Raw genomic sequence first — 20278 nt, forward strand, 5'->3', positions numbered from 1 at the left:
ACAACGTCAAATCGACGTCCGGGTGAACGAACACCCAGGTCGGGGCATGGTTCGGACCCCGAAACCGCCCCCCGAGGCGCCCCATGTGACCACTCTGTGACATGGATCTCGCCCCGTTCACACAAGGCCCGACCTTCTGACCGGCCACAACGGGATGGTCCGGACACGAAGAACGCCCGGCCGAGGCGGCCGGGCGTTCGATCGCACGGGGTCAGGGGCGCAGGACCTCGACTCCTCCGACGTTGCGCTTGCCCCGACGCAGCACCAGGAACCTGCCGTGCAGCAGGTCCTCCGTCGTCGGCACGGCGTCCTCGGAGGTGACCTTGGCGTTGTTCAGGTAGGCGCCGCCCTGGGCGATCGCGCGGCGGGCCTCCGACTTGCTCTTGCACAGGCCGGTGTCCGTCAGGAGGTCGACGACGGTCGGGAGGTCCCCCGGTGGCACCTGGGTGCGGGGGACCTCGCCGAGCGCCGCGTCGAGCGTGCGCTCGTCCAGCTCCTCCAAGGCGCCCTGGCCGAAGAGGGCGCGGGAGGCGGCGATGACCTGGGCGCATTCGTCCGCCCCATGGACGAGGGTGGTCATCTCCTCGGCCAGCGCCCGCTGTGCCGGTCGGGCGGCGGGGCGTTCGGCGGACTCCTTGATCAGGTGCTCGATCTCCTCGCGGGTGCGGAAGCTGAACACCTTGAGGTACTTCTCCACGTCCCGGTCATCGGCGTTGAACCAGAACTGGTAGAAGGCGTACGGCGAGGTCAGGTCGGGGTCCAGCCAGTAGGTCTCCCCCCCGGCCGTCTTGCCGAACTTCGAGCCGTCCGCCTTGGTGAGCAGCGGGGTGGTGAGCGCGTGGGCGCTGCCGCCCTCGGCCCGACGGATCAGGTCGACACCCGCCGTGAGGTTGCCCCACTGGTCGCTGCCGCCGGTCTGCAGCCGGCAGTCGTACCGTCGGTAGAGCTCGAGGAAGTCCATCGACTGCAGGAGCACGTAGCTGAACTCGGTGTAGCTCATGCCGGTGCTGTCCAGCCGCGCCTTGACGGTCTCGCGGGCCAGCATCCGGTTGACCGGGAAGTGCTTGCCGATGTCGCGCAGGAACTCGATGGCCGACATCGGGCCCGTCCAGTCCAGGTTGCTGACCATGAGGGCGCCGGTCGGGCCGTCGTCGAAGTCGAGGTACCGGGCGACCTGTCCCCTGATCCGTTCGACCCACCCGGCGACGACCTCGGCGGAGTTGAGCGTTCGTTCGGCGCTCTTGCCGCTGGGGTCGCCGATCAGTCCGGTGGCGCCGCCGACCAGGCCGATCGGGCGGTGACCGGCGCGTTGGAAGCGCCGCAGGGTGAGGATCTGGATCAGGTTGCCCAGATGCAGGCTCGGCGCGGTCGGGTCGAACCCGCAATACAGCGTGACCGGCCCCGCGGCGAGCAGCGCCCGCAGATCGTCCAGGTCGGTGGACTGCGCGATCAGGTCGCGCCACGCGAGATCCTCCAGGACGTCGGTCACGTTCTCCCTCGTCTTCCGCCATGCGTTCCGGACCTTCCGGTACGTCCCATCAGGGTGCCCGATGGACCGCAGATCACGGTAACGCTATTCGGTGGTCGTGACGCCGACGACGGGGCGGGTACGGCGAGCCCGCGTGACCCGCCCCTGGAGAGGGTCAGGCCCGGCCAGCGTGCTTGCGACGCCGGGGCACGTGCAGGCGGTACTGGGACACGCTGGGCTCGCCGTCGATCCAGAAGCGCCAGGGAACGTTCTGCGCCGCGTTCACGCCGACGCGGGGGCCGGTCCGGAAGTCGGTCGGGCGAGCGGGCTCACCGGCGAGGATCCGCAGGGGTGAGTCGGCGGCGCAGACGTCGAGTCCGTTCTGCTCGCGGGCGATGCCCAGCGCCTGGCACAGGCGGGCGGGCCCGCGGGCCAGGTCGCGCGGGGACGACCGGGGGCGACGGGCGACGGCCACGTCCCGGCCGTCGACGATCTCACCGGCGCGCAGGAGGACGGCCGACGCCGTGTCCTCGGGCCCGCACACGAGATTGACGCAGTAGTGCATGCCGTACGTGAAGTACACGTACGCGTGGCCGGGCGGCCCCCACATGACCGCGTTGCGGGGAGTGCGGCCCCGGTACGAGTGAGAGGCGGGGTCGAGGGGGCCCGCGTACGCCTCGACCTCGGTGAGGCGCAGGGAGACCTCGCCCTGCTCGGTGCGGTGCGCGAACACCTGGCCGAGCAGGGCGGGGGCGACCTCCTCCACCGGGCGGTCGAAGAAGTCACGGGCGAGCACGTCGCTCATGCCGCTCCCCCGGGTGGGCCGGACCCGTTCAGGAGAGGTCCGGCCACGGGGAGCAGGGAGAGGGGCACGGGCTCAGGAGTCGGAGTCGGAGGCCCAGGCGGCGTGGTCGTTGACCAGGACGCGGAGGTCGGCGAGCTGCTCGCGGACCTGGTCGGGACCGGTGCCGCCGTAGGCCTTGCGGGAGGCGAGGGCGCCCTGGACGTTGAGGACCTCGCGGACGTCCGGCGTCAGGTGCGGGGAGACCTTGGCCAGTTCGTCGTCGGTGAGGTCGTCGAAGTCCTTGTCGTTGACCTGGCACCACACGACGAGGTGACCGACGACCTCGTGGGCGTCGCGGAACGGCACGCCGCGCCGGACGAGCAGCTCGGCCAGGTCGGTGGCGAGCGCGAAGCCGTCCGGGGCCAGGGACTCCAGCCGTTCGGTGTTGACCCGCATGGTCGCGATGAGGCCCGACATGGCCGGGAGGACCAGCAGCAGGGTCTCGACGGCGTCGAAGACGCCCTCCTTGTCCTCCTGGAGATCGCGGTTGTAGGTGAGCGGCAGGCCCTTGAGGGTGGTGAGCAGGCCGACGAGGTGGCCGATGAGCCGGCCGCACTTGCCGCGCGCGAGCTCGGCCACGTCGGGGTTCTTCTTCTGGGGCATGATCGACGACCCGGTGGCGTAGGTGTCGTCCATCTCGATCCAGCGGAACTCCTGCGAGGCCCACAGCACCACCTCCTCGCCGAGGCGGGACAGGTGGACGCCGATGAGGGCCGCCACGAAGAGGAACTCGGCGGCGAAGTCACGGTCGCTGACCGCGTCCATCGAGTTGGCGGCGGGGGCGTCGAAGCCCAGCTCCTCCGCGACGGCGCGCGGGTCCAGCGGCAGGGAGGACCCCGCGAGGGCGCCGGAGCCGAGCGGGGACACCGAGGTGCGCCGGTCCCAGTCGCGCAGCCGGTCGACGTCGCGGGTGAGCGGCTGCACGTGGGCCAGGAGCTGGTGGGAGAACAGCACGGGCTGGGCGTGCTGGAGGTGGGTCATGCCGGGGGCGGCCACGCCCATGTTGTGCTCGGCCTGGGCGATCAGCGCGGTCTCCAGCTCGACCAGCCGGGAGACGATCTGCCGGGCGTGGTCGCGCAGGTACAGCCGCAGGTCGGTGGCGACCTGGTCGTTGCGGCTGCGGCCGGCGCGGAGCTTGCCGCCGAGCGCGCCGAGGCGCTCGAGCAGGCCGCGCTCCAGGGCGGTGTGGACGTCCTCGTCGGCGACCGTGGGACGGAACTCGCCGGACCGGCAGGCGTTCTCCAGGTCGTCGAGGGCGCCCAGCATCCGGGTCAGCTCGTCGTCGGTGAGCAGGCCCGCCCGGTTCAGCACCCGGGCGTGGGCGCGCGAGCCCATCAGGTCGTACGGGGCCAGGCGCCAGTCGAACTGGACGCTCACCGACAGCCGGGCGAGCGCGTCCGCCGGACCGCCCTCGAAACGGCCGCCCCACAACCTCGTCGGTGCCTTGCTCACTCTTATCCTTTGCCTCGCTGCGCTCGGCGTGCTCGCGGGCCTTTGACGCGCGGTCTTCCCTCGTCGTTTTCAAGATCGCTCGTTCCTCGCGATCTTGAAAGCCTCCTCAGTCCAGACCACGCGGGCCCGCTCGCGGCGCCTCAATGTACGTGGACGTGCGAAGCCTACCGGGCACACGGGGAGTTGACGTCACCGTGTCATTGGTCTGCAGGCTCGCAGCACTGCGCGACTTCCAGGCTGAGGTTGTACCGCGCAGTCGGGTGGGATGGGCCGCCCGGTAAGGGGCGGCCCGGCCTGTGCGCGTCAGCCCTGGGTGCGGCGGTCGCGGATGGCGGCCATCTTGCTGGGCAGGGTGAACAGGTCGACGAAGCCCTTGGCCAGGCTCTGGTCGAACGTGTCGCCCGTGTCGTAGGTGGCGAGGTCGTAGTCGTACAGGGAGGCGTCGCTGCGCCGGCCGGTGACGACGGCCCGCCCGCCGTGCAGGGTGAGGCGGATGTCGCCGGAGACGTGCTTCTGGGCGTCGGCGATGAACGCGTCCAAGGCGTACTTGAGCGGGGAGAACCACAGGCCGTCGTAGACCAGCTCGCTCCAGCGCTGGTCGACGCCCCGCTTGAACCGGGCCAGGTCGCGTTCGACGGTGACGTTCTCCAGCTCCATGTGCGCGGTGATCAGCGCGATGGCGGCGGGGGCCTCGTAGACCTCGCGGCTCTTGATGCCGACGAGCCGGTCCTCGACCATGTCGATGCGGCCGACACCCTGCGCGCCGGCGCGCTGGTTGAGCTCGGTGATGAGCTGGTACGGGGTCAGCGCGCGACCGTCGAGGGCGACGGGGACGCCGCCCTTGAAGGTGATGACGACCTCGTCGGCCTCGCGGGGCACGGCCGGGTCGGAGGTGTAGCTGTAGACGTCCTCGATGGGGCCGTTCCAGATGTCCTCGAGGAAGCCGGTCTCGACGGCGCGGCCCCACAGGTTCTGGTCGATGGAGTAGGGGGACTTGCTCGACACGTCGATCGGCAGGCCCTTCTCCTCGGCGTAGGCGATGGCCTTGTCGCGGGTCCAGGCGAAGTCGCGGGCCGGGGCGATGACCTTGAGCTCGGGGTGCAGGGCGTACAGCCCGGCCTCGAACCGGACCTGGTCGTTGCCCTTGCCGGTGCAGCCGTGCGAGACGGCGGTGCCGCCGTACCGCTTGGCGGCGGCGACGAGGTGCTTGACGATCAGCGGTCGGGACAGCGAGGACAGCAGCGGGTAGCGGTCCATGTAGAGCGCGTTCGCCTGCAGGGCGGGAACGCAGAACTCGGCGGCGAACTCCTCCCTGGCGTCGACCACGACGGCCTCGGCGGCGCCGCACGCCAGCGCCCGCTTCCGGATGACCTCGAGGTCCTCGCCGTCCTGGCCGACGTCGACGGCGACGGCGATGACCTCGGCGCCGGTCTGCTCGGCGATGAACGGGATGGCCACGGAGGTGTCCAGGCCCCCGCTGTATGCGAGTACGACCCGCTCGCTCATGACTGTTCTCCTGATTCGGGCAGTGCTGGAAGTGGATGCTGAGGACGGGGGCGCACGGCCCCTAACCTCGTCGTTCGGTCAGCCGCAGGAGCGCGTCGGCCAGGGACCGGCCGCCCTGCGGATCGCGGGCGATGACCAGGATCGAGTCGTCGCCCGCCACGGTGCCCAGCACGGTGGGCCATTCGGCGTGGTCGATGGCGGAGGCCAGGTACTGGGCGGCTCCCGCCGGGGTCCGGACGATGACCAGGTTGGCGGACGCCTCCGCGGAGACCAGCAGCTCTTGCGCGAGCCGGGCGAGCCTGCCGTGGAAGGACTCGGCGGTCCCGGTGCGGGTGCGCGGGATCCGGTCCCCGCCCTCCCCCGGGACGGCGTAGATCAGGCTGCCGTCGTCGGCCCGCAGCTTGACCGCCCCGATCTCCACCAGGTCGCGGGACAGGGTGGCCTGGGTGACCTCCAGGCCCTCCTCGGCCAGCAGGCGGGCCAGCTCGCCCTGGGAGTGGACGGGGTTGCGGGTCAGCAGGTCGACGACGCGGGCGTGCCGCGCCGCCTTGGTCACCGGGGTGGTCATGGCCGACGCTCCAGCAGCCAGGTGAGCAGCGCCTTCTGGGCGTGGAGCCGGTTCTCGGCCTCGTCCCAGACCACGCTGTGCGGGCCGTCGAGGACGGACGCGGCGATCTCCTTGCCCCGGTAGGCGGGCAGGCAGTGCAGCACCGCGACATCGGGGGCGGCGAGCGCGACCTTGTCCTCGTCGACGGCGTACGGCTCGAAGACGGCGAGGTCCTTGGCGTGCTGCCCCATGGAGACCCAGGTGTCGGTGGCGAGCACGTCGGCGCCCTCGGCGGCGGCCTTGGCGTCGTGGGTGACGGTGACGGACCCGCCGGTGCCGCGCGCGATCGCGGCGGCGTCGGCCACGATGACCGGGTCGGGGACGTAGCCCTCGGGCGACCCGACGCGGACGTGCATGCCCGCGGTGGCGCAGCCCAGCAGGTAGGAGTGGGCCATGTTGTTGGCGCCGTCGCCGAGGTAGGTCAGCGTCACGCCGGCCAGCGCTCCCTTGGCCTCGCGGACGGTCTGCAGGTCGGCGAGGATCTGGCAGGGGTGGAACAGGTCGGTGAGCGCGTTGACGACCGGCACGGAGGAGGCGGCGGCCATCTCGGCGATCCGCTCCTGGCCGGAGGTGCGCCACACGATCGCGGCGACCTGGCGTTCCAGCACCCGGGCCGTGTCGGCGATGGTCTCGCCGCGGCCGAGCTGGCTGGTGCCGGCGTCCATGATGAGGGCGTGGCCGCCGAGTTCGGCGATGCCGACGGCGAAGCTGATCCGGGTCCGGGTGGACGGCTTGTCGAACAGCACCGCCACCGACCGGGGGCCCTCCAGGGGGCGGTGGGCGAACCGGTCGCGCTTCATGGCGGCGGCGAGGTCGAGCACCTGTCCCTGCTGGGCGGGGGTCAGGTCGTCGTCGCGCAGGAAGTGCATCGTCAGGTCTCCTTCTGTGCGGCGGCGTCGAGGATCGAGGGGAACGCGCGGACCAGGGCTGCCGCCTGGTCGGCGGTGACGATCAGCGGCGGGGCGAGCCGGATCACGTTCGGCTGCACGGCGTTGACCAGGAACCCGGCCTCGCGGGCGGCGGCCTCGACGGCGGCGGCGCGGGGCTCGGCGAGGACGACGCCCAGCCACAGCCCGCGGCCCCGGACGGCCTTCACCAGGGGATGGCCGAGGCGGGCGAGCCCGTCCCCGAGCGCCTCGCCGACCTGGGCGGCGTTGGCGAGGAGCCCTTCCTTCTCGACGGTCCGCAGCACGGCCAGGGCCGCCGCGGCGGCCACCGGATTGCCGCCGAAGGTGCTGCCGTGGTCGCCCTTGGCGAACAGCTCCCCGGCCGGGCCGAACCCGACGCAGGCGCCGATGGGGAGGCCGCCGCCGAGCCCCTTGGCCAGGGTGAGGACGTCGGGCAGGACGTCCTCGTGCTGGTGGGCGAACCACGTGCCGGTCCGGCCGATGGCGGACTGGATCTCGTCCATCACGAACAGCGCGCCGGTCGCGTCGCAGATCTCGCGGACGGCGGTGAGGTAGCCGTCCGGCGGGGGGACGACGCCGCCCTCGCCGAGGGTGGGCTCGAGGAACACCGCGGCGCACTCGTCGGTGACGGCCTCGCGCAGCGCGTCGGCGTCGCCGTACGGAACGAACCGGACGTCGAGGGCGAACGGCCCGAACGGCTCACGGATGGAGTGCTTGCCGGTGAGGGACAGCGCGCCCATCGTGCGGCCGTGGAAGCCGTTCTCGGCCGCGACGAAGTGGGTGCGGCCTTGGGCCTTGGCGTGCTTGATGGCGAGCTTGAGGGCGCACTCGTTGGCCTCGGTGCCGCTGTTGGACAGGAACACCCGGCCCCGTCCGCCGAGCAGCCGCCGCAGCTCCTCGGCCAGCAGCACCTCCGGCTCGTTGACGAACAGGTTGGAGGTGTGGGCGATCGAGCGGACCTGGTCGCCCACCGCCTCGACGAGGGCCTCGTGGGCGTGACCCAGCGAGCTGACGGCGATGCCGGCGATGAAGTCGAGGTACTCCCTGCCATCGGCGTCGCGGACGACACAGCCCCGACCGGACACCAGCGCCACCGGGGGGACCCCGTAGTTGGGCATGAACGCGGCCTCGTACCGCGCCCGCAGGTCGTCGGAGCTCACTGGGATCCCTCCCGGGCGGGCAGCACCATCGTGCCGATGCCCTCGTCGGTGAACACTTCCAGCAGCAGCGCGTGCGGCACCCGGCCGTCGAGGACGTGGGCCTGGGGGACGCCGCCGCGGACGGCGTGCAGGCACGCCTCCATCTTCGGGACCATGCCCGCCGACAGGTCGGGCAACAGTCCGGCCAGCTCCTCGGTCGTCAGGTCGTCGATGACCTCGTCGCTGTCGGGCCAGTCGGCGTACAGGCCCTCGACGTCGGTGAGGACGATGAGCTTGGCGGCGTCCAGCGCGACGGCCAGCGCCGCGGCGGCGGTGTCGGCGTTCACGTTGTAGATCTCTCCGTCGTCGCCGCGCGCCACACTGGAGATCACCGGGACCCGGCCGTCGTCCAGCAGGCTGCGGACCGCGCCGACCTGGACCTCGACGATCTCGCCGACCTGGCCGATGTCGACCGGCTCGCCGTCCACCATGGCGGGCTTGCGCTCGGCGGTGAACAGGTTGGCGTCCTCGCCGGACATCCCGACGGCGAACGCGCCGTGCCGGTTGATCAGGCCGACCACGTCGCGGTTGACCTGGCCGACCAGCACCATCCGGACGACCTCCATGGCCTCGGGGGTGGTGACCCGCAACCCGGCGGTGAAGGTGGACTCGATGCCGTGCTTCTCCAGCGCGGCGTTGATCTGCGGGCCGCCGCCGTGCACGATCACCGGCTTGAGGCCCGCGTACCGCAGGAACACGATGTCCTCGGCGAAGGAGTGCCGCAGCGACTCCTCGGTCATCGCGTGCCCGCCGTACTTGATCACGACGGTCCGGCCGTGGAAGCGCTCCAGCCACGGCAGCGCCTCGATCAGCGTGGCGGCCTTGGCGAGCACGCGACTCCGGGTGGCGCTCATGTGGAGTACGCCGAGTTCTCGTGGACGTACTCGGCCGTGAGGTCGGTCGTCCAGACGGTGGCGGACTCCGCGCCCGCCGACAGGTCCACGGTGATCGTCACGTCGCGGGGGCGCAGGTCGACCTTGCCGCGGTCGTCGCCGACCGAGCCGTTGCGGCACACCCACACGCCGTTGATGGCGACGTTGACCTCGTCGGGGTCGAAGACCGCCTCGGTGCTGCCGACGGCCGACAGCACCCGGCCCCAGTTGGGGTCCTCGCCGTGGAGGGCGCACTTGAGGAGGTTGTTGCGGGCGATGGCGCGGCCGACGGTGACGGCGTCGAAGGCGCTGGCGGCCCCGACCACCTCGATGGCGATGGCCTTGCTCGCGCCCTCGGCGTCCACCAGCAACTGCCGGGTCAGGTCCGCGCAGACCTCGGTCAGCAGCGCGGTGAACTCGGCCTCGGCGGGAGCCACCTCGGCCGCGCCGGAGGCCAGCAGCAGCACGGTGTCGTTGGTGGAGATGCAGCCGTCGGCGTCGAGACGGTCGAAGGTGACCGCGGTGGCCGAGCGCAGCGCCCGGTCGAGGACGACGGCGTCGAGGTCGGCGTCGGTGGTGATGACGCACAGCATGGTCGCCAGGGAGGGGGCGAGCATGCCCGCGCCCTTGGCCATGCCGCCGATGGTGTAGCCCGCGTCGGCCCGCCGGAACGAGATCTTGGCGACCGTGTCGGTGGTCCGGATGGCGTCCGCGGCGGCCAGCCCGCCGTCGCGGGACAGCTCGGCGGCGGCCTTGTCCACCCCTGGCAGCAGCGCGTCCATGGGGAGCCGCTCACCGATCAGGCCGGTGGAGCAGACCGCGACCTCGGCCGCCGAGTCGTCCAGCGCGCCGGCGGTCCGCTCGGCGGTGGCGTGGGTGTCCTGGAAGCCCGCCGCGCCGGTGCAGGCGTTGGCGCCGCCGGAGTTGAGGACGACCGCGCCGATCCTGCCGCCCCTGAGGACCTGCTCCGACCACAGCACGGGTGCGGCCTTCACGCGGTTGCGGGTGAAGACCCCGGCGGCGGCGCGGGACGGCCCGTCGTTGACGACCAGGGCCAGGTCGCGGTCGCCGCCGTCTTTGAGACCGGCGACGACGCCGGCGGCGCGGAACCCCAGGGGGGCGGTGACGCTCAAGGGGACACTCCGATCGTGGTGAGTCCGAGGTCTTCGGGAAGCCCGAGGGCGAGGTTGGCGCTCTGCACGGCGCCTCCGGCGGTGCCCTTGGTGAGGTTGTCGATGGCGGCGACCGCGACCAGGCGGCCCGCGCGCTCGTCGAGAACGACCTGAACGAGCGCGGCGTTGGACCCGAGCGTCATCGCGGTGGCGGGCCACCGCCCCTCCGGCAGCAGCCAGACGAACGGCTCGCCGTCGAAGGCGCTCTCGTAGGCGCGGCGCACCGCGGCGGCGTCGACGCCGGGCCCGACCTTCGCGGTGCAGGTGGCGAGGATCCCGCGGCTCATCGGGACCAGGGTGGGGGTGAACGACACGGTGACGGGCTCCCCCGCCACCGCGCCCAGGTTCTGGGTGATCTCGGGGGTGTGCCGGTGGACGCCGCCCACGCCGTACGCCGACGCGGAGCCCATGACCTCGCTGCCGAGCAGGTGGGTCTTGGGGCTCTTGCCGGCCCCGGAGGTGCCGGAGGCGGCCACCACGACCACGTCGGGCTCGACGAGTCCGGCGGCGAAGGCGGGGAACAGCGCGAGGGTCGCGACCGTGGGGTAGCAGCCGGGCACCGCGATCCGGCGGGTGCCGCGCAGCTCCTCGCGGCGGCCGGGCAGCTCGGGCAGCCCGTACGGCCAGGTGCCGGCGTGCGGGGAGCCGTAGAAGCCCTCCCAGTCGGCGGCGTCGTGGAGGCGGAAGTCGGCGCCGCAGTCGACGACCAGGACGTCGTCGCCGAGTTGCTCGGCCAAGGGCCCGGACCGACCGTGGGGCAGCGCGAGGAACACCACGTCGTGCCCGGAGAGGGCCTCGGGGGTCGTCTCGGCCAGCACGCGGTCGGCGAGCGGTCGCAGGTGCGGCTGCAACGCGCCCAGCTCCGTCCCGGCGTTGGCCCCCGCGGTGAGGGCGCCGATCTCGAACTCGGGATGGCCCGCCAGGATGCGCAGCAGTTCCCCGCCCGCGTAGCCGCTGGCGCCGGCCACCGCCGCCCTGATTCCCATGCCGTCGATCCCCTCCACGCTCGCTCGAGAAAGAGTATGCACAAGCGTGGATGAGTATTCAACTCCAGGCGGACGATCTTCTCACTATCTGGACAATCAGCCGTATATCCATCCAGTCCAGCGCCGTACCTCGATCCGGATCGCGGGGCCCTCGGGGGGCCGGTCGCGGTACTGCGGGTAGCGGCGGGCCAGCAGTTCCGCGGTGCGACCGACCTCGGAGGGGTCGGCGGTGACCCGGGCGTCGCCGTCGGCGCGCACCCACCACAGGCGGGTCCAGTCGTCCTCGTAGTGGTCGGCGAGGACGCTCACGGCAGGGTTCGCGGCGATGTTGCGCAGCCGTCGGAGGTCGCGGCTGCGCTTGGGCTTGTGGTCGACGGCCATGTGGATCACGTCGTCGTCGAGCGCGAAGACGGCGGCGACGAGATGCGGCCGTCCCGCGTCGTCCGCCGTGGCCAGGCGCACGACCGGCGCCCGCGCCAGTCGCCGCCGCGCCTCCGGTAGGTCCAGCCCGGACATGCGGGGACCCTTCCCCGGCGACGCCGGGACGACTCCTCGGCCGGCCGCGGATGTGCGGGAAAGGGAGGGCCCGGGGGGTTTACCCAGCCCCCCGGGCCCGTGGTGCCGCCAATTGTGAGCACCGGAATCATTGTGGGCGCGGATGATTCTGACACCGTCCGCCTTACCATTAGGCTACCGCCCCGCGAGAGGAGCGGGCCGGAGTCGAACCGGCATGTGACAACGGTTTGTCTCCGCGACCGGAGGTCCGGCGCTCGACGGCGAATGTTGAATCTGGAGCGAGAGCCTGAATCTGGGTGCGGCGGCTGCCTCTACCGATTGGGCCACCCCGGCACGGGTGCCGGGGGCGGGATTCGAACCCGCACTGTCACACGCCTGGTTCAGTTTGAGCCTCAGTTTCAACGTGCGCTCCTCGCGCGCCCCCCGCACGACGGCGGGGGGAGTCTCCCGTGAGCCCTCAGGCGAAGAGGTAGCCGAACACGGTCTCGCCGACACGCCGGTCGTCGACCTCGGCGGCGTTGGCCTCCTCGCGGGCGAACTTCACGGCGTCCTGCAGTTTCTCGACGCGGTCGAGCAGCTCGTTGACGCGCCTGGCCGGCAGCGCGCCGGAGAACTTGACCGTGGTCCAGTATCCGATGGGCACGTCCTCGTAGTACACCTCGACCTGGGCCGGGTGCTTCTCGGTCGCCTCGGCCTTGACGTGGTTGCGCGGCACCTTCTTGGTCTTGACGGTGCGGACCGGCTCGGTGCGCCACACGTCGGTGGACGCGTCGTACGTCCAGGACTCGGCGGCGTCCAGCATCGGCATCCGCTGGACGAAGCCCTGCAGATCCTTGAGCTGCTTCTCCAGGAAGAGCAGGTAGGTGACCGGCACGTCCCGCAGCAGCACACGGCCGTCGACCGTGACGTCGGCCCGGGCCGTGCAGTTGGCCCAGTCCTTGGTCGCGGTGACGTCGAAGAGCCGGCTCAGCGCGGAGCCGATCTCCCGCAGCGTGTCCTCGACCTTGACCTGGACCCTGGTGGACTCGGGCGGAAGCTGCTCGCCCTCCTCGTCCTTGGGCTGGTAGGTCCGTGCGATGCCGGAGAGCGGCGGCAGTTTCTGCAGTGCCTGGTGCGCCTTGTTGAGCTCCTGGACGGATTTGCTCTTGACGCCCTTCTCAACGGCGATGATCTGATTCAGCTTCGCCATGACCCGATCCCCCTGTCCTGCTGTTCGACGTTGAACCTAGCAGGCGGGGGATCATCATTTCACGCCATTTTCCCGAAATTCATTCCGGTGCTCCCTCCGTGAGCCCCGTGGCGCGGTCCGCGCGCAGCCACCGGGTGACGCCGATGGTCTCCAGGAACGGCAGGTCGTGGCTCACCACGACCAGCGCGCCGCGATAGGCGTCCAGCGCCTGGGACAGTTGCCGGACGCTGGCCATGTCCAGGTTGTTGGTCGGCTCGTCCAGCAGCAGCAACTGCGGGGCCGGGTCGGCCAACAGCAGGGCGGCCAGGATCGCGCGGAACCGCTCGCCGCCGGACAACCCGCCGGCGCGTCGGTCGGCCCGCGCCCCGCGGAACAGGAAGCGGGCCAGGCCGGCGCGGATCTCGTTGACCGAGGCGTCCGGCGCGAAGGCCCGGACGTTGTCCACGACGCTGAGCCCGTCGTCCAGCACGTCCAGGCGCTGCGGCAGATAGCGCAGCCCCGGGACGCCGACCCTCACCTCGACGCCGGGCAGCGTGTCACCCTCCCCCACCAGCGCGCGCAGAAGGGTGGTCTTGCCGGAGCCGTTCGGCCCGGTGAGGGCGATCCGCTCGGGGCCGCGGACGATCAGCTCCGTCAGCGACCCCGCGACCGGCTCCGGGGCCGTCAGGCCGGTGACGGTGAGGACCGTGCGACCGCCGGGGACCTCCGTGCGGGGCAGGGCGACGCGGATCTCGGCGTCGTCGCGGACGGCCTCCTCGGCCTCCGACAGCCGGTTCTCGGCGTCGCGGAGCCGGTCCTCGTGCATGATGCGGTGCTTGCCCGCCTGGACCTGGGCCTCCCGTTTGCGCGCGTTCATGACGATCTTGGGTTCGCGCTTGTTGGCGAACATCTTGTCGCCGTACCGGACCCGGCGGGCCAGCTTGACGTGCGCCTCGGCCAACTCGCGGCGCTGCCGGCGCACGTCGGACTCCGCCGAGCGGACCATGCGCTCGGCGGCCTCCTGCTCGACGGCCAGCGCCTCCACGTAGGCGGAGTGGTTCCCGCCGAAGGTGCGCAGGGCCCCGTCGCGCAGGTCGGCGATCTCGTCGACCAGGTCCAGCAGCACCCGGTCGTGACTGACCACCACCAGCACGCCCGGCCAGGAGGCGACGGCGTCGTACAGGCGGCGGCGCGCGTCCAGGTCCAGGTTGTTGGTCGGCTCGTCCAGCAGCAGCACGTCGGGATGCTGCAGGAACCGCGCGGCCAAGCCGGTCATGACGGTCTCGCCGCCCGACAGCGTCGCGACCGTCCGATCCAGCCCGACGTGAACCAGGCCGAGCCGGTCGAGCTCGGCGCGGGAGCGTTCCTCGACGTCCCAGTCGTCGCCCACGGCGGCGAAGTTCTCCTCGGTGGCCTCGCCCCGCTCGATGGCGTGCAGCGCGGTGCGCGCCTCGGCGATCCCGAGCAGGTCGGCGACGGTGCGGGCGGTGCCCAGCGGGAGGTTCTGCGGCAGGTGCCCGACGGTGCCGGACACGCCGACGGTGCCCGACTGCGGGCTCAGCTCACCGGCGATCAGCCGGAGCAGCGTGGACTTGCCCGAGCCGTTGAGGCCGATCAGGCCCGTGCGGCAGGCGCCGAACGTCCCGTCCAGGCCGGTCAGGACGGCGGTGCCGTCGGGCCAGGCGAACGAGACGTCGGAGAGTACGACGGCGAATGACATGGGGGTCTCCTCTGCGTGCCGGAACGTTCACAGAACACATGGAGACACCGCGGGAGACGCGCGAAAGCGTCGGCGGCAGGACTCGCCCTGAACGGGGATCACTGAGGTCGCGCGCGGACCGGCGGTTGCACACCAGAACCGGATCTCTCTGCGCGGTGTCTGCGACCTCAGAGCCTCAACGAAACCCCCCAGGGGCGGGAACAGGACCTAAAGAAGGTACCCAAAACCCGACGACGCCCGCAACGTGTCGTACGTCACAGGCGCCGCCGGGATGTTCCGATCAGCCGGTGCGGAGGACCGCCCCGGTGCGTTCGGCCGCCACGGCGACGGCGGCGTCGCGGGCGGCGCCGGCCTCCTCTGCCGTGAGCGTCCGGTCGGGGGCGCGGAACCGCAGCGCGAAGGCCAGCGACTTGCGACCCTCCCCCGCCTGCTCGCCCGTGTAGACGTCGAACAGCCGGACGGACTCCAGCAGCTCGCCGGCCCCCTCACGGAGGGCCCGCGCCACCTCGGCGGCCGGGCGTTCCGCGTCGACGATCAGCGCCACGTCCTGGGTGGCGGGCGGGTACGTGGACACGTGCGGCGCGCGAACGGGACCGAGCGGGGCGAGCCTGCTCAGCTCCAACTCCATCGCGGCGGTGCGCGGCGGGAGCCCGTACGCCTGAACGACCCGCGGGTGCAGCTCACCGGCGTGCCCGATCAGCGTGTCCCCGGCGTAGAGGGCGGCGCAGCGCCCCGGGTGCCAGGGGGCGTGCCGGTCGGCCTCGACCGTCAGCTCGGTGCCGGCCTCCCGGGCCACCGTGCGGGCGGCCTCGACGGCGTCGGCCCAGCTCGCGGGACGGCCCTCGCCCCACCAGCCGGCGGGCTCGGCGCGCCCGGCGAGCACCACGCCCACCCGCAGCGGCTGGTCGGGCAGCGCGGCGTCCACCGAGGCGATCTCCTCGGCGGTCGGGCCGCGGTCGACGGCGAGCCGCGGCGCCTTCGTCGGGGCGCCCTCGCGGGGCCGGAACACCAGCCCCATCTCGAACAGCCCCACGTCGCCGAAGCCGCGACCGGCGTTGCGCGCCAGGGTCCGCAGCAGACCCGGCAGCAGCGTGGTGCGCAGCAGCGGCTCGTCCTCCGACATGGGGTTGGCCACCCGCAGCGCCCGACGTCGGGCGTCGTCGGCGTCGAGCTGCAGGTGGTCCCAGTCCTCGGGGGACGCGAACGGGAAGCTCAGCGCCTCCACGTATCCGGCGGCGGCCAGCGCCCGACCGACCCGGCGGCGCCGCCGCTGAGCCTGGGTCAGCCCCTGCCCGGCCACCGGCCGGGGCGGGCGGGCGGGGATGGCCTCGTAGCCCTCGAGCCGGATGACCTCCTCGGCCAGGTCGTTGGGGTCGACGAGGTCGGGACGCCAGGACGGCGGGACGACGGTCAGCACGTCGTCCCCGTCGACCGTGCAGCCCACCTCCGTGAGCCGCCGCACCACCGTGTCGCGACCGTACGAGACGCCCGCGACCCGGTCCGGGTGTCCGGCGGGGATGGTGACGACGGTGGGCTCCACGGGAACCTCGGCGTGCGTCACGCCCGGCAGGACCTCGGCCCCGCCCAGCTCCGCGAGCAGTCGGACGGCCCGGTGCGAGGCGTACAGCGGCAGCTCGCGGTCGACCCCGCGCTCGAAGCGGTACGACGCCTCGCTGTGCAGCCGGTGCCGGCGGACCATCCGGGCCGTGGCGACGGGGTCGAAGTGCGCCGCCTCGATGACGATGTCGGTCGAGCCCTCGTCGATCTCGGTGGCCAGCCCCCCCATCGCCCCGGCCATGGAGATCGGCCCGGACGCGTCGGTGATGAGCACGTCCTCCGGGTCGAGGGTGCGGGTGACGTGGTCGAGGGTCTCCAGCTTCTCCCCCGCCCGCGCCCGCCGCACGACGATCTCGCCGGTCAGCTTGGTCCGGTCGAACGCGTGCAGCGGCTGACCCAGCTCCAGCATCACGTAGTTGGTGACGTCGACGGCCAGGGAGACCGGCCGCACCCCGGCCCGGAACAGCCGGACCCGCATCCACATCGGGGTCTGCGCGGACGGGTCGAAGCCGCGGATCTCCCGCAGCACGAACCGGTCGCAGACGGCGGGGTCGGCGATGCCCGCCGGGTGCGCCCCGCCCTCGGCGGCGGGCGGCTCGACGGCGGCGGGGTCGCGGAACGGCACCCCGTACGCGCTCGCCGCCTCGCGCGCCACCCCGCGGATCGACAGCGCGTAACCCCGGTCGGGGGTGACGGCGATGTCGAGGACCTCGTCGCGCACGCCCAGCAGCCCGATCGCGTCGGCGCCGACCTCGGGGTCGCCCGGCAGCACCAGGATGCCGCTGTGATCGTCGCCGATCCCCAGCTCGGCGACCGAGCAGATCATGCCCTCGGAGACCCTGCCGTAGGTCTTCCGTGAGCCGATCTTGAACCCGCCGGGCAGTTCCGCGCCGGGCAGCGCCACGACCACGGGGTCGCCCACGGCGAAGTTGCGGGCGCCGCAGATGATGTTCTGCGGCTCGGCGCCGCCGACGTCGACCCGGCAATGGCGGATCGGCTTCTTGAACTCGGTGAGCTCCTCGATCTCCAGCACGCGGCCGACCACCAGCGGGCCGGTCAGGTCGTGCCCGGCGGACTCGACCGTCTCGACCTCCAGGCCGGCCGCGATGAGGGCGGCGGCCAGCTCGCGCCCGGTCACCTCCGGGGGCAGCGCGACGTGCTCGCGCAGCCAGGACAGCGGGACCCGCATCAGATCTCCATCCCGAACGGGAGGGTGAAACGCACGTCGCCCTCCACCATGTCGTGCATGTCCTCCACGCCGTGCCGGAACATCAGCGAGCGCTCGACACCGAGCCCGAACGCCCAGCCGCTGTACCGCTCGGGGTCGATCCCGCAGGCCACCAGGACCCGGGGGTTGACCATGCCGCAGCCGCCCAGCTCGATCCAGCCCTCCGAGCCGCACGTGCGGCAGGCGGGCGCGCCCGGCGGCACCGAGGCGCCCCGGCACACGAAGCACTCCATGTCGACCTCGGCCGACGGCTCGGTGAACGGGAAGTACGAGGGGCGCATCCGCACCGTCAGGCCCTCGCCGAACATCCCCGCCACGAACGCGTCGATGGCTCCGCGCAGGTCGGCCATGGTCAGGCCCTCGTCGATGGCCAGGCCCTCCAACTGGTGGAACACCGGGCTGTGCGTGGCGTCCAGCTCGTCGGTCCGGTACGTGCGGCCGGGCGCCACCACGTACACCGGCAGGGGCCGGGTCAGCAGGGACCGCACCTGCACCGGGGACGTGTGGGTGCGCAGCACCAGCCCGGTGTCCTCCGACTCCACGAAGAACGTGTCCTGCATGGTGCGGGCGGGGTGGTCGGGCTTGAAGTTGAGGGCGTCGAAGTTGAACCACTCGGCCTCGACCTCGGGGCCCTCGGCGATCTCGAAGCCCATCGAGACGAAGACGTCGGCCATCCGCTCCTGGACGGTGGTCAGCGGGTGCCGGGCGCCGCGGCGGGCGCGGTCCCACGGGAGGGTGACGTCGACGGTCTCCTCGATGAGGACCCGCTGGTCGCGCTCCTCCTCCAGCTCGGCCTGGCGGCGCTTGAGCGCCTGCCCGACCGCGCCGCGGGCGGCGCCGATGCGCTTGCCGGCCTCGGCCCGGGCCTGCGGCGGCAGCGCGCCGATCTCCCGGTTGGCCAGCGCCAGCGGCGACCGGTCGCCGGCGTGGGCGAGACGGACGGCCTTGAGCGCGTCGAGGTCGGCGGCGGCGGCGATCGCGGCCAGCGCCTCCTCGCGCGCCCGGTCGAGCTCCTCGGGTTGCAGCGCGCTCACCTCGACGGGATCGTACGACTTGTTGGGTGCAGACATGGTGGTTGACCAACTCCAGCCGGGGCGTGATCGCCCGCGAGTCTAGTGGTACCCGCCGGAGCGGGCGGGATCGACGGGAGAGCCCGCGCGGGCCCCGTCAGGCGTAGTCGGGAGCGCCGGCGGGCACGGTAAATCGGAACTCCGCGCCGCCGCCCGGGGCGCGCCGCACCGCGATGGTGCCGCCGTGCGCCTCCACGAGGCCCTTGACGATGAACAGGCCGAGACCGGTGCCCCCGCGCCGGTTGCCGCCGGGGCCGCGCCAGAACTGGCGGAAGACCCGCTGCGCGGCCTCGGGCGGGATGCCCTCGCCCTCGTCGCGCACCGACACCGCGGCGCCGTGGCCGCCCGCGGCCGATACCCGCTCGATCACGATGGTCACAGTACCAGCGCCGTGCCGGACGGCGTTCTCCAGCAGGTTGCCGAGGATCTGGTCGACCTTGTCCGGATCCAGCCACATCTCGGGCAGGCCGTCGTCCGCCACCAGGTGGAACCGGCCCTCCGGATCACCCGCCGCCACCCGCCCGGCGATCGCCTTGCGGGCCTCCTCGGCCAGGTCGACCACCTGCCGGCGCATCTCCAGCCGGCCCGCCTCGATCCGGGACACGTCGAGCAGCTCGGTGATCAGCCGGGTCACCCGGTCGGCGTCGGCGTTGACCGTCTCCAGCATGACCCGCTTCTGGTCGTCGTTGAAGCGGTGCCACTTGGCCAGCAGCGTGGCGGTGAAGCCCTTGACGCTGGTCAGCGGGGAGCGCAGCTCGTGCGCGACGGTGGAGACCAGATCGGCCCGGTCGCGCTCCTGGCGGGCCCGGCGGACGGCGTCCCGGAGGGAGATCGTGAAACGTTCCACGGAGCCGTCGGGGGCCCGCCGGTAGGACGCGGTCACGAGCAGCTCGGTGCCGCCGGTCAGGAACAACGGCCGCTCGGGATGACGGGTGCGGGTGGCCAGCCCCGCGTACGGGTCCAGGCACTTCCACCAGTCGCGGCCCTCCGCGTCGTGCAGCGGCAGCACGTCCCGGAAGTCGCGGCCCAGCGCCGTCTCGGGGGCGACCCCGGTGAGCCGGGCGGCGGCGCGGTTGAACACCACCACCCGGGCGCCGGCGTCGGCGACCAGCAGGCCGTCGGGCAGGTCGTCGGCCCAGTGGTCGACGGGGCCGGTGCGCCCGGTGTCCCCGGCGCGCTCGCGTCGGGGGACGGGCACGACGGGCCCCGACACGTGCGGGGAGTGTCGGTCACCCACCAGCGCCTCCAGAGCACCCGTGCTACGCGGCCTGTCGGAAGAGACTCTATAGCGAGACGACGCGGTCACGGGACCTTGGAAACGCCCTATCCATAGGGGTTCGCGGCCCGTGAGGCGGTCAGCTCAGAGACGAGGTGCGGCCCGCGGCCACGGCCTCGGCCACCGTGTCGTACAACGGGAACACCTTGTCGAGACCGGTCACGCGGAGCAGCCGCAACTGCGCCGGCCGGACCCGGGCCAGGCTGATCTCGCCGCCCCGGGCGAGGACGTGGTTGTGCACGCCGACCAGGGCGCCGAGCCCGGTGGCGTCGCAGAAGCGCACGCCGCCGAAGTCGACCACGAGGCGTCCGCCGACGGCGGCCGGGTCGTCGCCGAGCTCGATGAGCCGGGCGCGCAGCGGGCCGGCGGTGCGCAGGTCGATCTCGCCGGCGACCTCGGCCACCAGCGGGCCGCCGGGTGTGCCGGTGACCGTGACGGTCAGGCCGGCGTCGTCGCCGGCCGGCAGGGGCGTGCCGGCGGACGGCCGGCAGCGCGGTACGGCCGCTGACGAACGCGGCCCCTTACGAAGTGAACGCGGCACCTGAGGCGCCTTCCTGTCGTCGATCATCCTCGCCCCCCTTGTCGCGGCGTCATCACCGCTCCTCCGGCCACCGTAGAGACCGGATGAGACGCACAGAATCCCTCGTCGGACGGGTATCTCACTCCTCCTCGAGGACGACCCCGTCCGCCGGGCACCCGCTGGATGGTGAAATTCTCACCGACCATCCT

The 20278-nt window shown here is 72.6% G+C and carries 17 protein-coding genes; all 17 read right to left on the reverse strand.

All coding sequences use genetic code 11. The annotated features are described in order from the left end of the window. Positions 1 to 211 precede the first annotated feature (211 nt). A complete protein-coding gene (gene tyrS / locus DFJ69_RS33455; protein WP_116026264.1) occupies positions 212 to 1489 on the reverse strand; it encodes a tyrosine--tRNA ligase in 1278 nt (425 codons plus the stop codon). 154 nt (positions 1490 to 1643) lie between these two features. Beyond that, a complete protein-coding gene (locus tag DFJ69_RS33460) occupies positions 1644 to 2273 on the reverse strand; it encodes a DNA-3-methyladenine glycosylase (protein ID WP_116026265.1) in 630 nt (209 codons plus the stop codon). A gap of 72 nt (positions 2274 to 2345) precedes the next feature. Beyond that, positions 2346 to 3764, reverse strand: a complete 1419-nt coding sequence (gene argH, locus DFJ69_RS33465) for an argininosuccinate lyase (RefSeq protein ID WP_116026266.1) — start codon at positions 3762 to 3764, stop codon at positions 2346 to 2348. A gap of 303 nt (positions 3765 to 4067) precedes the next feature. Beyond that, positions 4068 to 5270, reverse strand: a complete 1203-nt coding sequence (locus tag DFJ69_RS33470; protein ID WP_116026267.1) for an argininosuccinate synthase — start codon at positions 5268 to 5270, stop codon at positions 4068 to 4070. A gap of 61 nt (positions 5271 to 5331) precedes the next feature. Further along, positions 5332 to 5838, reverse strand: a complete 507-nt coding sequence (locus DFJ69_RS33475; RefSeq protein WP_116026268.1) for an arginine repressor — start codon at positions 5836 to 5838, stop codon at positions 5332 to 5334. Further along, positions 5835 to 6752 (reverse strand): ornithine carbamoyltransferase, encoded by a 918-nt coding sequence (gene argF / locus DFJ69_RS33480; RefSeq protein ID WP_116027081.1) that lies wholly within the window; start codon positions 6750 to 6752, stop codon positions 5835 to 5837. The genes DFJ69_RS33475 and argF overlap by 4 nt, the downstream gene beginning before the upstream one ends. Then, complete coding sequence (locus DFJ69_RS33485) at positions 6749 to 7945, reverse strand: acetylornithine transaminase (RefSeq protein WP_116026269.1); 1197 nt, start codon at positions 7943 to 7945, stop codon at positions 6749 to 6751. Before DFJ69_RS33485 ends, argF begins: the two co-directional genes overlap by 4 nt. Continuing rightward, the gene (gene argB / locus DFJ69_RS33490; protein WP_116026270.1) at positions 7942 to 8838 is read right to left on the reverse strand and encodes an acetylglutamate kinase; all 897 of its coding nucleotides are present in this window, start codon (positions 8836 to 8838) and stop codon (positions 7942 to 7944) included. Before argB ends, DFJ69_RS33485 begins: the two co-directional genes overlap by 4 nt. Further along, entirely contained in the window at positions 8835 to 9989 is a 1155-nt protein-coding gene (gene argJ / locus DFJ69_RS33495) for a bifunctional glutamate N-acetyltransferase/amino-acid acetyltransferase ArgJ (RefSeq protein WP_116026271.1), read from the reverse strand. The genes argB and argJ overlap by 4 nt, the downstream gene beginning before the upstream one ends. Further along, the gene (argC, locus tag DFJ69_RS33500) at positions 9986 to 11014 is read right to left on the reverse strand and encodes an N-acetyl-gamma-glutamyl-phosphate reductase (RefSeq protein WP_116026272.1); all 1029 of its coding nucleotides are present in this window, start codon (positions 11012 to 11014) and stop codon (positions 9986 to 9988) included. Before argC ends, argJ begins: the two co-directional genes overlap by 4 nt. A 96-nt stretch (positions 11015 to 11110) precedes the next feature. Beyond that, complete coding sequence (locus tag DFJ69_RS33505; RefSeq protein ID WP_211328907.1) at positions 11111 to 11530, reverse strand: TIGR03668 family PPOX class F420-dependent oxidoreductase; 420 nt, start codon at positions 11528 to 11530, stop codon at positions 11111 to 11113. Between the two features lie 457 nt (positions 11531 to 11987). After that, entirely contained in the window at positions 11988 to 12719 is a 732-nt protein-coding gene (locus DFJ69_RS33510) for a DUF7873 family protein (RefSeq protein WP_116026273.1), read from the reverse strand. Positions 12720 to 12798: 79 nt separating this feature from the next. Next, complete coding sequence (locus tag DFJ69_RS33515; protein ID WP_116026274.1) at positions 12799 to 14418, reverse strand: ABC-F family ATP-binding cassette domain-containing protein; 1620 nt, start codon at positions 14416 to 14418, stop codon at positions 12799 to 12801. A gap of 280 nt (positions 14419 to 14698) precedes the next feature. Then, positions 14699 to 17164, reverse strand: a complete 2466-nt coding sequence (pheT, locus tag DFJ69_RS33520; protein WP_116026275.1) for a phenylalanine--tRNA ligase subunit beta — start codon at positions 17162 to 17164, stop codon at positions 14699 to 14701. Next, positions 17164 to 18273, reverse strand: a complete 1110-nt coding sequence (gene pheS, locus DFJ69_RS33525) for a phenylalanine--tRNA ligase subunit alpha (protein WP_116026276.1) — start codon at positions 18271 to 18273, stop codon at positions 17164 to 17166. Before pheS ends, pheT begins: the two co-directional genes overlap by 1 nt. A 97-nt stretch (positions 18274 to 18370) precedes the next feature. Beyond that, a complete protein-coding gene (locus DFJ69_RS33530; protein WP_245974814.1) occupies positions 18371 to 19399 on the reverse strand; it encodes a sensor histidine kinase in 1029 nt (342 codons plus the stop codon). A 229-nt stretch (positions 19400 to 19628) separates the two neighbouring features. Beyond that, the gene (locus DFJ69_RS33535; protein ID WP_116026277.1) at positions 19629 to 20117 is read right to left on the reverse strand and encodes an STAS domain-containing protein; all 489 of its coding nucleotides are present in this window, start codon (positions 20115 to 20117) and stop codon (positions 19629 to 19631) included. Positions 20118 to 20278 lie beyond the last annotated feature (161 nt).

This window comes from Thermomonospora umbrina (assembly GCF_003386555.1).
Lineage (GTDB): Bacteria > Actinomycetota > Actinomycetes > Streptosporangiales > Streptosporangiaceae > Thermomonospora > Thermomonospora umbrina.